Below are 13,487 nucleotides of genomic sequence, written 5' to 3'. Positions count from 1 at the left end.
GTTGACGGCACCTCCTACAACGGAATAAATGACGGGAAGCCCGGCAAAGTTCCTTGCAAAATTTTCACGAATAAATAATAAATACCTAAGGAAAAACCTGCGGCGATAATTGTGGATACGAGCCACTTGCCACGTTCCATGACTTGAAAGGCGAATAGTAGGAATAAAAACGTTCCAATCGGATAACCGATATCTTCTAAGAAGAAAGCATATAAAAAGGCTGCGCCGAAAATAAGGAAAAATCCTTTGTAGTTCGGTTTGGAAGGTATAGTAGCCTCATCTTCTTCAACGGTAGCTGCAGATTCAACGTGCGCCTGTTGCTTTGGAGCAACAGGCGCTTTGAATGTCTCGAACATTAATCTTGCGCTGAGTAGTATCATAATGCTGCCAAGTGCCATCGGGAAAATATCAGGACCGACGTTGCTGCCAAAGGCAGAAGTGCTTAGCTTCGTACTTCCTACTACAAACGCAATACCAATTAGAAGAAAGACGAGGCCTGCCCATGTGTCAAAACGCTTCATCATGATGTCAAACCCCTATTCATAATAAGATAGATTAAGCATTTGCCATGCCAAGAGCTGTCAGTAGCTGCTTAATAGTAACCTCTTGCTCTTCAAGGAACTTTGTGAAGTCTGCAGAGTTTTTGTACTCTGGAAGCCAACCATTAGCTTCAAGTTCTTTCTTCCATTCTTCTTTATCATTTAGAGCTTTGAATGTATCATCCCAATACTTCAATTGATCTGCACTCAATTTCTTAGGTCCGAATACACCGCGCCAGATTGTGAAGTCTGCATCAATGCCTTTTTCTTTGAGCGTAGGTACATCTTTCAGAATGCCACCAAGACGTTCATTGGCAGTAATCGCAAGTACTTTAATTTTGCCTGCTTCAAGGAATTCACCTACAGAAGATGCATCTGTAGCGATTACGTCAGCATTGTTACCTAGCAATGCTGTCATTGCTTCGCCGCCACCGTCATAAGAAACATATTTGACTGTTTTTGGATCAACGCCTGCTTTGTAAGCAGGAAGTACAGCGATCAAGTGGTCCATCGATCCAGGAGCAGAGCCGCCAGCAACAGTTACTTTAGTAGGATCAGCTTTGATATCTGCGATTACTTCGTTGATGTCGTTATATTTTGAGTCTGCTGAAACGACAATTGCACCAAAGTCAGTTGTCAGCTGTGCAAGTGGTTGAACATCACGGAAGCCGTATGGGCTTTTTCCTTCGCTCTTCCAGTTATTTATAAGAATAGGAGGTGAGTTGACGAATAATTTGTGCATGTCGTTAGCATCTTTGGAGACATATTCGCCAAGGAATACAACGCCGCCACCGCCTGGCTTATTTTCTACAATCAGTGAGCTAGATACGAGTTTCGTTTCCGTTAAGATCTTTGTGATGGAGCGTGCTGTTTTATCCCAACCGCCGCCTGCGCCTGAAGGTGCAACGACAGCAACAGCTTTGTCAGGATATTTCGCACTTTGTCCACCAGTGCTACATGCGCTCAAAGTCAATGCAGTTATTAAGGCTAGTAGAGCGAATTGCCACTTAAATTGTTTTTTCATAAGTTCATCCCCCTAAAGCATAATGATAACGCTTACAATGATAATATTACCAAACGATCTAATATTGAGATAGTATCCGTTCATAATAAGCATTCTGCATTTTAAATTCATTTTGTTCATAAAGTTCACAAAGTTGTTGGTATTCACAAAACTTTCACAGATGATATAGTAGAAAAAACTAGAAAATTGTCAGGTTGTTCATATACAAAAGACTTTTATTCGATGGATGGGAATCTAGTGTCATGCAGGTGTTGGAATAGCTCGAATCGTGCATAACTGGAGCAGCGCAGATGGCGAATAAATTGTTCCGTCTTCAGAAAGCGCTTACTATAGATGCTGTGATCTTTTGATTTTACTGTTCTACCGCGATAGTTCATATATAGAGAAAATCAACGTCTATGTTCGATTAGGAGGGGAATCCATGAGGCTGCAAACGAAGTTAATGCTTCTTATTTGTACCTTATTATCTATTGTTATTATTGGGCTGTCATGGACATTTCAAGCGATGTGGATGTCAACAATGAAGTCGCAGGCAGGAGAAGAGGCGCTTCGATTGGCAAAAGTGATTGCGAATATGGATCAGGTAAAACAGGCATTTCAGAAAGACAACCCAACTGCTATTATTTTGCCTCTAGTAGAGCAAATTCGGCTGCAGACAGAAGCAGAGTTCATTGTTGTTGGTGATGAAAATGGGATACGAGTAGCCCATCCGGTAGCAGATCGCATCGGTAAGCCAATGGTAGGTGGAGACAATGACGCTGTTTTTCGTGGGGAAGCTATCGTATCTGAGGCTATAGGCAGTCTTGGAGCTTCATTGAGAGGTAAGGCGCCGATATTTGATCATAATAACCGCATTATTGGCGTCGTTTCCGTCGGTTTTTTGAAAAAGGATATTAAAGAAGAAGTTCTTCCTTATCAGCTAGCGATCTCTGGATTGGCGGCACTTGCTATACTGCTTGGTGTGGGCGGCGCAGTGATCATTACGAAAAATGTGAAAAAATCGATTCATGGTTTGGAGCCTGTAGAGATAGGACGACTTTATCAAGAGAAAAAAACACTGCTAGAATCGATTCGTGAAGGTATTATTGCTATTAATGAAAAAGGGGATATTTCGACGATGAACCCTGCGGCTTTTGAACTAATGGGATTGCAGCCACAGGATATGACAGGAGTTCCGATCACAACTTTATTTCCTCAGACAACATTAATGGAAGTGATTGAGTCGAAAAACTCTCAGTATGATGTGGAGTTCACGATTGGAGATCGGAATCTGGTAGCGAGTCGAGTGCCTATTTTTAATAGCCGCAATCAAGTTATTGGTGCAGTTTCGAGCTTCCGCAACAAGTCAGATATGTTTATACTAACCGAGCAGTTGTTTCAGCTTCGCAATTACGCAGATGGATTGCGTTCACAGACACATGAGTTTTCGAATAAGCTTCATTTAATAGCTGGCCTCATTCAATTAGAATCCTATTCAGAAGCACTGGATTTAATTGCAAAAGAGTCGAATATGCACCAGAATTTTATGCATTTTATGATGGAGGAAATTCCTGATCCTATCGTGGCGGGCCTTCTTATTGGTAAGTTCAATCGAGCGCATGAGGTGAATGTCGAGCTGCAAGTGGATGCTGCGAGCAGTTTTCAGAACGTGCCGGAGCATGTTGATCGGAATAAGCTTGTAACGATAATCGGCAATTTGATAGATAATGCGTTGGAAGCTGTTCATCAAATGGAGCAAGAGCGGTTAATCCGAATCTTTTTGTCAGACACGGGCAATGAATTGATGATTGAAGTTGAGGACTCTGGTAATGGCATACCAACTGCGTATGGAGATAATATTTTCAATCTCGGGTTTACGACAAAAGTCGGTGAGCATCGTGGTTTCGGTCTAAGTCTTGTCAAACAGGCTGTAGAACAATTGGGTGGTATGATTCACTATCATGCTCGTGAAGAAGGTTCAGGAGCGGTATTTGTTGTTATCATTCCAAAGGAAAGCTCAATGGGGGAAAGCGAGGGGGATCACGATGATTCGAGTACTAATCGTTGAAGATGATGTGCGCATTGCAGAAATCAATCGTCGACTAGTAGAGAAGGTGCCTGACTACAGTGTTGTCGGAATTGCTACTGACGAGGTACAAGCAAAAGAACAGCTTCATATTTTAGATCCAGACCTTGTGCTGCTTGATATTTTCTTTCCCGATATGAACGGCTTAGAACTGCTTCGGTTTATGAAACAAAACTATCCGTACGTGGATGTCATTATGATAACAGCGGCTAAAGATTTGAAGTCGATTAGAGAAGCGATTCAAAGTGGTGTATTTGACTTTATTATCAAACCCGTTATTTACGATCGGATGTTGGAAACATTAGAGAAGTACAAACATTTTCACCATGAGATGGAACAGCTTAGTTCCCAAATGACAGCGGTGAGCCAACAGCAAGTGGATGCATTACTAAGAGGACGCTCTGAGAAAATGAAGGAACCATACTATCCGAAAGGAATTGACAAACTAACGCTGGACAAGATTATGGAACATTTGCAATATGCAGGACAAGGCATATCGGCGGAAAAACTGGGAAGAGTGGTAGGCATTAGCCGTTCGACTGCGCGTCGTTATTTGGAATATTTAGTTACCCAGGGCTCACTTCGAGCCGATGTGGTGTATGGAACAGTAGGACGGCCCGAGCGCGTGTATCATGTTATGTAGACGTTATTCCTGTAATTCGAAGAGAGGTAGCGCAGTAGTGCCTCTCTAATTGTGTTTCTAATATGTGAAACAATGCTCATACTTAGAATAAGTTATGGAAAAAGCACTTCAGTTCATATAAAATAAATAAGGGATTGTTCTAGTAAATATTGCCGACAGAACTAAAGGAGCTGGCAACATGTTAAACCGCTACATAAAGATAGGCAGCATCGCCGCTGCCCTCGCAGTTGGTCTTGGTGCGTTTGGTGCTCATGTGATGAAAGACATGTTAACACCTGATCGATTAGCCACCTACGAAACAGCTGTGCAATATCATATTTTTCATGCGCTTGCTCTTCTTATTATTGCTTTGCTTAGCGAGCGGCTGCCTGAAAGCAACAGAACCAAGGTGCTCTGGTCAGCGAGATTCATAACACTGGGCATCGTAATCTTCTCGGGAAGCCTTTATGTATTGTGCTTCACAGGTATAAAAGTGCTAGGAGCTATTACTCCGATTGGCGGGATCGCATTTATTGCTGGGTGGCTTATGCTTGCTCTAGCTGCGAGACGTTCTTCATAGATACGTTACATGGAGCCGGAGAGGACGAGATGAGAGTGATATCCAGGGATGGACAACATCGACAGCAATCGCAACGGAGTGCGACTCTTGCTAACATGATTCAATGGGTAGTTGGAATAAACGCTGCTATTTTTATTTTGTGTGCAGCGATTTGGTTCATTTCTAATGAGGCAATGCGTTATGTACTAAGTGTGCTGATGCTAGCTCAGTTGATCAATGTTTTTGTAGTTAGTCGTTACTACCGTGCCCATCATGTAGAGCAGCAAGCGCTTGCGTCAACTGATGTTGGCAATGAGTTCGCGTTCGGCGACCAGACTGCTTCTCAAGCGAACAATCGCTGGAAGCTTGTAAACGAGAATTTGCCCTTACCTGCGTTATATATGTCTCCGAAAGGACATATTGTGGCTACCAATCGAGCCTTCCGAGATTTGATAGGTATTAAAGAGCATCAACCTTTGACCGATGAAGGAATTATTGATCCGACTTATTTGCCTTGTTTTAGGGAGAAGGTTGGGCAAGTGCTTACGGATAAGCACAATGTGACGATTGAGGTCAAAGGACTGCATTACGAAGGTTACCCTCAAGATTGGCTTGTTCATATTCACCAGCCGCTTGACTTTTCTCAAGAGCAAGAAGCGGGTTGTGTCATTTATATTCAAGATCATTATGCAAAGAGGCATATGGCAGAGGAAATTCACTATATGTCCTATTATGATGATATGACGGGCCTTCCGAATCGCCGAAAGCTTATGCAGCATATTAATGATTTGTTGCGAATAGCGAAAGAAAAGGACGAACCCATTTATATCTCGGTGCTTTATATGGATATCGATCGATTCAAGCGAATAAACGATACATTCGGCCCAGACTTCGGTGATATGTTGCTTTTGCAGATTGCTGAACGATTGCTGCGCAAAATGAATCCGCATGATGTACTGGCAAGAATGGAAGGCGACGAGTTCGCCTGTGTTCTGACTTCGGTCAAATCGGATCAACATGTGGCGGAGCAAGCACGACAGTTGCTTCGTATGATGGACGAACCATTTTTGTTAAGAGATATACCTGTTCACGTTGCGATGAGTATAGGTGTTACCATTTATAGTGAAGACGGCGGCAACATCCATCAAGAAGATGCGGCTTCTCTGGTTAAGAAGGCCGTTTCCGCAATGTCAGAGGTTAAAGAGCAGGGGAAAAATAGCTATTTGTTCTATACACCTGAAATGAATGTAGTTTCGCTTGAAAGGCTGACGCTGGAGCATGAAATGCGCAACGCGCTGCTGAACAATGAGTATGAGCTTTATTATCAGCCGCAAGTTGAGATGAACACAGAACGAATTATCGGTATGGAAGCACTTATTCGTTGGAATCATCCGCAAAAGGGCAGAATACCTCCTAGTGAGTTTATCCCATTAGCTGAAGAGAGCGGCTTCATCGTTACATTAGGTGAATGGGTATTGGAACAGGCGTGTTTCCAAAATAAGAGATGGCAAGACGCAGGTCTTCCACCGATACCGGTATCGGTGAATTTATCAGTTCGTCAGTTCGAGCAGAAGAACTTAATGGAAGTTGTTCAGGAAGTATTGCGACGAACAGGACTTCCCCCACAGTATTTAGAGCTGGAGATTACGGAAACGATGACATTGGACGTGAATCGTGCCTCCAAAGTATTGTCACAGTTAAAGCAAATGGGAGTTTCCATTAGCATTGATGATTTCGGAACCGGGTACAGCTCGCTTCATTATCTTAAAAATTTCCCAATACATCGTCTTAAGATTGATCGTTCCTTTGTACGTGATTTGGAGCATGATCCAAATGATGCTGCAATTGTATCTGCTATTATAGCGCTGGGCCACACTATGAATATTCATGTCATTGCTGAGGGAGTGGAGAATACAGGACAGCTTCGGTTTTTGCAGGAGCATGCCTGTGACGAAATTCAAGGCTATTACTTTAGTCCTCCTATACCCGTTCCAGAAATTGAAGTGATGCTGCAAGATCAATTGGCTTCATAAGGCGAAGTGAAACAAAAAGCCGTCTTCCTTGAATAAAGGAGGCGGCTTTTTAGCTATCATTCAGCTATATTATCATTTCTTCGATTTCATTTATGTAGTAAGCATACACTTGTTTTTCGTCTACATGGTAAACGTTCATTAATTGTGAATCAGGATCGAAATTCAAAATTCTACAGGGAATACTGAGCTTTACGCCGTGGCCTTTGTTAATATGCAAGCGAATGAGTCGCTGCTTCTTGATATGATCATTTATTTGTTCCATTAAGCTAGGTGGTGATGGTTGTTCTTGTTGTTGCGATGGAGCCTGTTCCGTTGTTGGTGATGTTTTTTTCTTATTACCTTCAATACCTTGCTTCTCGAAAGCATTAGAATGTGGGGTTGGTTTGAACAACTTCTGCCCAGTGCTGCTGCTTCCAAACGGGGGAGCTGCAAGGTTGTGCTGTTGCATCAACTCCATCAAGTCTAGTAGTGAGCCGATATCTGCCCCTGACTGGATCTTCATATCCAATACGTCAGCATCACGGTTCAGCAAGTGGAGAAGCTTCTCCATAGCGGCAGCGTTAGAAGGTCCCTGTATTAAGATGTCGATTGAAAATTTGTAAACCGAATGTTGTGCCTTCTTCAACTGAGTCATTGTTCCTAGTTCTCCTTACAGTGGTGAATAGCTTGATCGATCTTATTATATTATGGTTTTTGTCTAAAAAATAGTGGTTTTTACAAATCAATCGAGTTGCAAAGCTTCCTTTTCAACATATATTGGGTTCCTGCATATGTTGTGATGACCGCATAAATGCTGCTGGATAGCGGTTTGAAAGGGAGGTTGCTGCTCGTGGTTCATATTGTACCTATAACAGAACAGGGCAAGACATTTATCGGAATAGAGGTGCTGCTGCCTAAAACAACGTTGTTAGTTATAACGTCTGATCGAGGATATATTATGTGTGGAGCACTTGATGTAGGCTTGCTTAATGAGAAATTAAAGGAGCGCCGTATACTAGCAGGGCGTGCAGTAGGAGTAAAGACGCTTGAACAGCTTTGGGAAGCTCCGTTGGAATCGATAACCGATGAAGCTGCCAGTGTGGGAGTAAAGGTTGGAATGGCGGGAAAAGAAGCAATGCTCCTTATGTCTTAGGACTTACTTATGTTGCATGAAAAGGTATGGGTGACAAAATAAAAAGAGCGGGCCAAGGAGTTAGTCCGCTCTTCTTCATAGATAATGCTCTTGTAACCGCTTCTATCCGATAACTTCTTTTAAGGAAATATGATAAGGAGGCTTTAGAATTCCGCGCTCTGTAATAATCGCCGTAACCAGCTCATTCGGCGTAACGTCAAAAGCAGGATTAAACACCTTAATGTCTTCAGGTGCAGTTCGCTTCCCAAACGCTTCCGTTATTTCTTTCTCATGACGTTCTTCTATAGGAATAAGGTCCCCTGAAGGTGTATTCAAATCAATGGTAGAGATAGGACAAGCGACATAGAAAGGTATGTTATGAGCTTTGGCCAATACAGCTAGGCCATATGTCCCTATTTTGTTGGCTACATCACCATTGGCAGCAACGCGATCCGTTCCAACGATAACGGCTTGTACCCAGCCTTTTTGCATAACCATAGCAGCCATATTGTCACAAATTAATGTGACATCAACGCCTGCCTGCTGCAGTTCAAATGCCGTTAGTCTTGCGCCTTGCAGGACGGGCCTTGTTTCATCTGCAAATACTTTAAGTGAAATGCCGCGTTCCTTTGCTAAATAAATAGGTGCAAGTGCAGTACCGTATTTGGCAGTAGCTAATCCGCCTGCATTGCAGTGCGTGAGAATACCCATGCCATCGTTAAACAAAGTAAGTGCATGCTCGCCGATCTGCCGGCATATTTCTTCATCTTCTTGGTGAATCGCGAGTGCTTCTTGCAACAGTTGTTCATTCAGCTGTTCAAGCGGAATTTCTATTTCTGTACTGGCTAATTCATGAGCACGAGCAGTCATGCGATCAAGGGCCCAGAACAAGTTAACAGCAGTAGGGCGGGATGTTGCCAAATATGCAGCATGCTGCTCCACTTGGCGCAGCCACTCCTCAACTTGATCGATTTGGTCATTGCGAATTCCAAGTATGACGCCATATGCGGCAGTAATTCCAATAGCCGGTGCTCCGCGGACAACCATATCATAGATCGCTTGCCATACTTCTTGAACATCATTAAGACGAAGGAATGTAATTTGGTTTGGCAATGCTCTTTGGTCGAGAAGTTCAAGCACATAGTCCTCGGACCAGCGCACAGACTGCAGCTGTTCTCCAGGATTACGTTCTAATTTCTCACTTGATCCTACATGTAATGATTGTTCCTGTGATGCAGTCATGCTAGTAGGGTTTGTCATGATGTATAGACTCCTTTATAAGCATGTTCACATATTGTAAACATCTCTTCAATTGAACGAATACGGCGATTGGACTTAACGAGTGCAGTACCAAGTTGCAGAGCGATTCGCTGAGCACGCAGCTTGGCTGCTGAATCAGGAATGGATCCAACATCAGCTACATGAGCAAGCCCGACGATGCGACGGATCATTTTGCTTCCGGTGTATCCAATGGTATCTTGCAAAATTTGTTCCATGTATAAATCTTGATAGCCCTTAGTGCGAGATATACGATCAACGCCATGTTCATTCCACAAGCTGCGGAATTTCTCGTCGAATCGATTCCATATTTCACAGATGGTTGATAACAAATGATTACGATGTTCTTCACGTGTCTTATCATCTTGGCTCCAATGCTCATGACCTGCTGCATTAAGCAGCAAATTAGCAAAGATAGCACCGATATCGAAGCCGATAGGTCCATAGTAGGCGAACTCTGGGTCGATAACCTTCGTCGAATCCGGTGTGATGAAAATGCTTCCTGTATGAAGATCGCCATGCAGCAAAGCCTGTGCACTCGTAAGGAACTTTTGACGAAGTAATGCAACTTCAAGGTGAAGTTTATGATCAGAACAAAGTTTGGCATGATCAGCGAGCAGTTGTTCATCGATATTATTGTTAGGTGAATCTGTATACGGATCATCAAAAATAAGATCTTCTGTTATTTTACATAGCTCAGGATTAATAAAGCGCTGCACCTGCCATTTCTTCTCTTGTTGGTTCATGCCTAGATCAGATGAGAAGAAAAGAGTATGGGCTAAAAACTCCGATATATGATCGGCAAATAAAGGATAACGATTTCCTTCGATTAACCCTTTGCGCATAATGACATGATCACTTAAATCTTCCATAACCGTCATGGACATTTTTTCATCATATAAATGAACATGGGGTACAAGCTGTGGCACGAGCTTGCCTTGGAACAGAAGGGCATCGCTTTCGATACGTGCGCGTTCTAATGTCAGTGGCCAAGATTCGCCTACAACTTTGGCATAAGGCAGTGCCTGTTTCACAATAAGACTTGGTGTATGGGAAGCAGACTCTGAATGAGCGAGTCGTACACGAAACACAAGATTCAAGTTTCCGTCACCAATTTCATCACATATCAAATCATCAGTTGGATAAAATACATTTGTAACAGACCTAGCCACGTTAATCGCTTCGTCGACGGTAAGCGGATGATAAGCAGATGTGTTTTCCGTCATAGGCTATGCGGCACCTCCTGAGCTATAATCATACACGGTGAATAAAGGTATTTCTTGTAAACACGCTTTCGGAATAGTATATAGGATTTTATTTCCGATGGGAATACTATATTTTAAAAAATGTTTCATTGTAATTGTAGGTGGGTAAATGTGTGGAGAAGGCGTAGGAATGTAACAATATACATGGTAGCAATAGACAGGAACATTTTACAAGTTAAATTAAGAAAAAAGTTATTGAATTAGTTTTATTTCTATATTAGAATAATTATAACTTAAAAATAAGTTCAATTAGCGGAGGTAACAATCATGACAAACGTAGCTGTACAACAAGACATCAAAACTCTTTTAAATCAACAAGTAGCGAATCTTAATGTTCTTTATGTAAAGCTTCACAGCTATCACTGGTTCGTTAAAGGGCCAATGTTCTTCCAACTACATGAGAAATTTGAAGAGCTTTATAATGAAATCACATTGAAAATGGATGATGTAGCAGAACGCTTGCTTACGATTGGTGGCAAACCACACTCTACATTGAAACAATACTTGGAGCACACGACGCTGAAAGAGTCTACAGGCAATGAGAATGCAGAGCAAATGGTGAAGCAACTTGTGGCGGACTTGAAGCAGCTCGTTTCCGAGTTTGAGCAAGCTATGGAAGCAGCAGAAGAAGCAAACGATGAGGCTACTGGGGACGTATTCCTTGGCATGAAAGCTGATTTCGAGAAGCATGTATGGATGTTTGAAGCATATTTGGGATAGTTTTGACGACTGATCCAATGATTGCTCACCATTCAACGCTGATTTGATATATGTGAGTATATAGCGAGCGCATCCTTGCGAAGGGTGCGCTTTTCGTTGTTGCTTTTTGGGAATTACATAACATATCAATTATAAAATGTTCATACCTATAGGATGGCAACAAAACAATATTGGAAAATAAGCTTGATCATCTTACTTAGGAAAGGGATGATGTCATGAAAGGAAGCAGGATTAAGGCATATTTGGTAGCCATCGGATTATCGATAACTATTTTATTGCCTACAATGGGAGCATCCGCTGAGGGAACGACTGCTGCAACCCCTTGTTCCACACCTCCTACTAATCAAGTCCAGTCGCCAATTATAATTGAGCCAGCTTTTACTACGCTCCCTGCAACGAAACAAGTTTCATTTTATTACCCTGCTTATTCTCCAGTAGTTGAAAATACTGGGGGTGAAATTGAAATTTCAGAGAATCAGAATGACCCTCTTTCTGGTGGAAAGGTTACTGTGAATCATGTAGATTATTTTTTGGAGCAGTTCCACTTTCACTCTAATGCGGAGCATCATCTAAAAGTTCAAAACTTGACGGCAATAGAATATCCACTTGAAATTCACTTTGTTCACAAAGAAGCTAAAGACCCTACTAACCCGAATAAAGTTAGAGGCGTCGTTGTTGTTGCAGTATTTATTAAAGCAGGGCAATCTAGCGGTGAACTAGCAGAAATATTCAATAATCTCCCGACAGTTCCTCATACTTCCTATCTTCTTGATGATGTTATAAATTTGAACCTTTTAATCCCATCTGGCGCGTACTATCACTATAATGGATCTTTAACCACACCAGATTATTGTGAAGGGGTAAACTGGTATGTGTTTAAAAACCCAATTACGTTAACTGCTGCACATATTCAAAATTTGAAAGCCATATATCCAAATAATGACCGTGCCCCCAAAAGTCGCAACAATCGAGTTATTTACAGAGGTGTAAAATAGCAATGACTTGAAGCTCCCCATTCGTTATGTGATGAGGGAGTTTTTTGTTTTTACATTGCTGACTAGACGGCTCTTTAGTTGTAGTAGTGAGTGCGGTGGCAGGATGTGGTATTTTTTCAAGAGTGCATTAGGATGAGAAGAGGAGCGAAAGTAAGAAATAGGTCGAAAAGAAAGGGTTGTTAGCAAGCAACTGCTGGCGGTATATGTTATAGTTACATGACGGTTTAGCTTGTATAGTGCTGTTTGTGGTAAAAGTGTGGCGGAAATGGAGAACTCGTGCTACTTATTTGTTCAATTCGCGAAAGCTTGCTGGAAAAGTTGAAATACATGACTTAAACCTATAAAATCATATTGAGAATCACTGAGAATCACTTTATAATAAGTACTATGTGATAAATGTTATAGAAATTTTGCTTTTCTATAATTGTGAACAACTCATTTTTAATAAAATTAACACTTACTCTCAATTAGTGGAGGTACTACACACATGGCGACTCAATTTGTCATTGATGGTCTGAAGGCGACCATTGAAGGTAAAGAAATTTTGAAAGGTATCAACCTTGAAATGAAGGGCGGCGAAGTGCACGCAATCATGGGACCAAACGGTACTGGTAAAAGTACATTGGCTTCTGCATTGATGGGCCACCCGAAATATGAAGTAACAGATGGTAAAGTAACACTTGATGGCGAAGATGTACTTGAAATGGAAGTAGACGAGCGTGCTCGTGCAGGTCTATTCCTTGCTATGCAGTATCCAAGTGAGATTGCTGGTGTAACGAACTCTGACTTCTTGCGCAGTGCTATCAATGCTCGTCGCGGTGAAGGCAATGAAATTTCCCTTATCAAGTTCATCCGTCAAATGGAAGGCAAAATGAAAGAACTTGAGATGAACCAAGAGTTCGCTCACCGTTACTTGAACGAAGGCTTCTCCGGTGGTGAGAAGAAGCGTAACGAAATTCTTCAAATGATGCTATTGGATCCGAAAATTGTCGTACTTGATGAGATCGACTCCGGTCTTGATATCGATGCTTTGCGTATCGTTGCTAACGGTGTTAACGCTATGCGCAGCGAAGAACGCGGCTTCCTTATCATTACGCACTATCAGCGTCTATTGAACTACATTACACCTGACTACGTTCACGTTATGATGCAAGGTCGCATCGTGAAGTCTGGTGGACCAGAACTCGCTCAACGTCTAGAAGCAGAAGGTTACGACTGGATCAAAGAAGAGTTGGGTATCGAAGACGAGACAGTAGGACAAGACGAATAGTCGTAA

Annotated in this window: 13 protein-coding genes; 8 read left to right on the top strand and 5 right to left on the bottom strand. The window is 42.1% G+C overall.

Annotation, left to right across the window (positions count from 1 at the left end; translation table 11 throughout):
* Nucleotides 1–14: 14 nt before the first annotated feature.
* Both NQ117_RS08340 and NQ117_RS08335 read right to left on the bottom strand, forming a co-directional pair.
* On the bottom strand, nucleotides 15–524 hold the full coding sequence (locus NQ117_RS08340) for a tripartite tricarboxylate transporter TctB family protein (RefSeq protein WP_258277503.1): 510 nt from the start codon (nucleotides 522–524) through the stop codon (nucleotides 15–17).
* A 31-nt stretch (nucleotides 525–555) separates the two neighbouring features.
* Nucleotides 556–1,563: a tripartite tricarboxylate transporter substrate binding protein gene (locus tag NQ117_RS08335; RefSeq protein WP_258277502.1), complete on the bottom strand. Its 1,008-nt coding sequence runs from the start codon at nucleotides 1,561–1,563 to the stop codon at nucleotides 556–558.
* 421 nt (nucleotides 1,564–1,984) lie between these two features.
* Here NQ117_RS08335 and NQ117_RS08330 point away from each other — a divergent pair, with 421 nt between their 5' ends.
* The 4 genes from NQ117_RS08330 to NQ117_RS08315 all read left to right on the top strand — a co-directional run bounded on the left by NQ117_RS08330 (nucleotide 1,985) and on the right by NQ117_RS08315 (nucleotide 6,842).
* Nucleotides 1,985–3,610, top strand: a complete 1,626-nt coding sequence (locus NQ117_RS08330; protein WP_258277501.1) for an ATP-binding protein — start codon at nucleotides 1,985–1,987, stop codon at nucleotides 3,608–3,610.
* Nucleotides 3,588–4,271, top strand: a complete 684-nt coding sequence (locus NQ117_RS08325) for a response regulator (RefSeq protein ID WP_258277500.1) — start codon at nucleotides 3,588–3,590, stop codon at nucleotides 4,269–4,271. The genes NQ117_RS08330 and NQ117_RS08325 overlap by 23 nt, the downstream gene beginning before the upstream one ends.
* A 178-nt stretch (nucleotides 4,272–4,449) precedes the next feature.
* Complete coding sequence (locus NQ117_RS08320) at nucleotides 4,450–4,830, top strand: DUF423 domain-containing protein (protein WP_258277499.1); 381 nt, start codon at nucleotides 4,450–4,452, stop codon at nucleotides 4,828–4,830.
* Nucleotides 4,831–4,859: 29 nt separating this feature from the next.
* Nucleotides 4,860–6,842 carry a GGDEF domain-containing protein gene (locus NQ117_RS08315; RefSeq protein ID WP_258277498.1) on the top strand — a complete coding sequence of 661 codons (1,983 nt, stop codon included), beginning with the start codon at nucleotides 4,860–4,862 and terminating at the stop codon, nucleotides 6,840–6,842.
* Nucleotides 6,843–6,906: 64 nt separating this feature from the next.
* On the opposite strand, the gene NQ117_RS08310 is transcribed toward NQ117_RS08315, so the two are convergent.
* Nucleotides 6,907–7,476 (bottom strand): hypothetical protein, encoded by a 570-nt coding sequence (locus NQ117_RS08310; RefSeq protein ID WP_258277497.1) that lies wholly within the window; start codon nucleotides 7,474–7,476, stop codon nucleotides 6,907–6,909.
* A gap of 195 nt (nucleotides 7,477–7,671) precedes the next feature.
* Between NQ117_RS08310 and NQ117_RS08305 the strand changes: the two genes are divergently transcribed.
* Nucleotides 7,672–7,974: a YunC family protein gene (locus tag NQ117_RS08305; RefSeq protein WP_258277496.1), complete on the top strand. Its 303-nt coding sequence runs from the start codon at nucleotides 7,672–7,674 to the stop codon at nucleotides 7,972–7,974.
* Nucleotides 7,975–8,076: 102 nt separating this feature from the next.
* On the opposite strand, the gene mtnA is transcribed toward NQ117_RS08305, so the two are convergent.
* Nucleotides 8,077–9,213 carry an S-methyl-5-thioribose-1-phosphate isomerase gene (mtnA, locus tag NQ117_RS08300; protein ID WP_258277495.1) on the bottom strand — a complete coding sequence of 379 codons (1,137 nt, stop codon included), beginning with the start codon at nucleotides 9,211–9,213 and terminating at the stop codon, nucleotides 8,077–8,079.
* Nucleotides 9,210–10,457, bottom strand: coding sequence for an S-methyl-5-thioribose kinase (gene mtnK / locus NQ117_RS08295; protein WP_258277494.1), 1,248 nt, complete (start codon nucleotides 10,455–10,457; stop codon nucleotides 9,210–9,212). The genes mtnA and mtnK overlap by 4 nt, the downstream gene beginning before the upstream one ends.
* Before the next feature lie 306 nt (nucleotides 10,458–10,763).
* Between mtnK and NQ117_RS08290 the strand changes: the two genes are divergently transcribed.
* From NQ117_RS08290 to sufC, 3 genes are all read left to right on the top strand, one after another.
* Entirely contained in the window at nucleotides 10,764–11,216 is a 453-nt protein-coding gene (locus NQ117_RS08290; protein WP_258277493.1) for a Dps family protein, read from the top strand.
* A gap of 215 nt (nucleotides 11,217–11,431) precedes the next feature.
* Nucleotides 11,432–12,211, top strand: a complete 780-nt coding sequence (locus NQ117_RS08285) for a carbonic anhydrase family protein (protein WP_258277492.1) — start codon at nucleotides 11,432–11,434, stop codon at nucleotides 12,209–12,211.
* 487 nt (nucleotides 12,212–12,698) lie between these two features.
* On the top strand, nucleotides 12,699–13,481 hold the full coding sequence (sufC, locus tag NQ117_RS08280) for a Fe-S cluster assembly ATPase SufC (RefSeq protein ID WP_028594200.1): 783 nt from the start codon (nucleotides 12,699–12,701) through the stop codon (nucleotides 13,479–13,481).
* The last annotated feature ends 6 nt before the right edge of the window (nucleotides 13,482–13,487 follow it).

The sequence above is a fragment of the Paenibacillus sp. SC116 genome (assembly GCF_024733555.1).
Classification (GTDB): domain Bacteria; phylum Bacillota; class Bacilli; order Paenibacillales; family Paenibacillaceae; genus Paenibacillus_B.
Note: the sequence above shows the minus strand (reverse complement) of the source record. Positions and strands in the feature narration are given on the sequence as shown.

Bases quoted from the DNA above. Each gene is read 5' to 3' on its own strand.
- NQ117_RS08340 (WP_258277503.1), bottom strand. From the start codon at position 524: ATGATGAAGCGTTTTGACACATGGGCAGGCCTCGTCTTTCTTCTAATT.
- NQ117_RS08335 (WP_258277502.1), bottom strand. From the start codon at position 1,563: ATGAAAAAACAATTTAAGTGGCAATTCGCTCTACTAGCCTTAATAACT.
- NQ117_RS08330 (WP_258277501.1), top strand. From the start codon at position 1,985: ATGAGGCTGCAAACGAAGTTAATGCTTCTTATTTGTACCTTATTATCT.
- NQ117_RS08325 (WP_258277500.1), top strand. From the start codon at position 3,588: ATGATTCGAGTACTAATCGTTGAAGATGATGTGCGCATTGCAGAAATC.
- NQ117_RS08320 (WP_258277499.1), top strand. From the start codon at position 4,450: ATGTTAAACCGCTACATAAAGATAGGCAGCATCGCCGCTGCCCTCGCA.
- NQ117_RS08315 (WP_258277498.1), top strand. From the start codon at position 4,860: ATGAGAGTGATATCCAGGGATGGACAACATCGACAGCAATCGCAACGG.
- NQ117_RS08310 (WP_258277497.1), bottom strand. From the start codon at position 7,476: ATGACTCAGTTGAAGAAGGCACAACATTCGGTTTACAAATTTTCAATC.
- mtnA (WP_258277495.1), bottom strand. From the start codon at position 9,213: ATGACAAACCCTACTAGCATGACTGCATCACAGGAACAATCATTACAT.
- mtnK (WP_258277494.1), bottom strand. From the start codon at position 10,457: ATGACGGAAAACACATCTGCTTATCATCCGCTTACCGTCGACGAAGCG.
- NQ117_RS08290 (WP_258277493.1), top strand. From the start codon at position 10,764: ATGACAAACGTAGCTGTACAACAAGACATCAAAACTCTTTTAAATCAA.
- NQ117_RS08285 (WP_258277492.1), top strand. From the start codon at position 11,432: ATGAAAGGAAGCAGGATTAAGGCATATTTGGTAGCCATCGGATTATCG.
- sufC (WP_028594200.1), top strand. From the start codon at position 12,699: ATGGCGACTCAATTTGTCATTGATGGTCTGAAGGCGACCATTGAAGGT.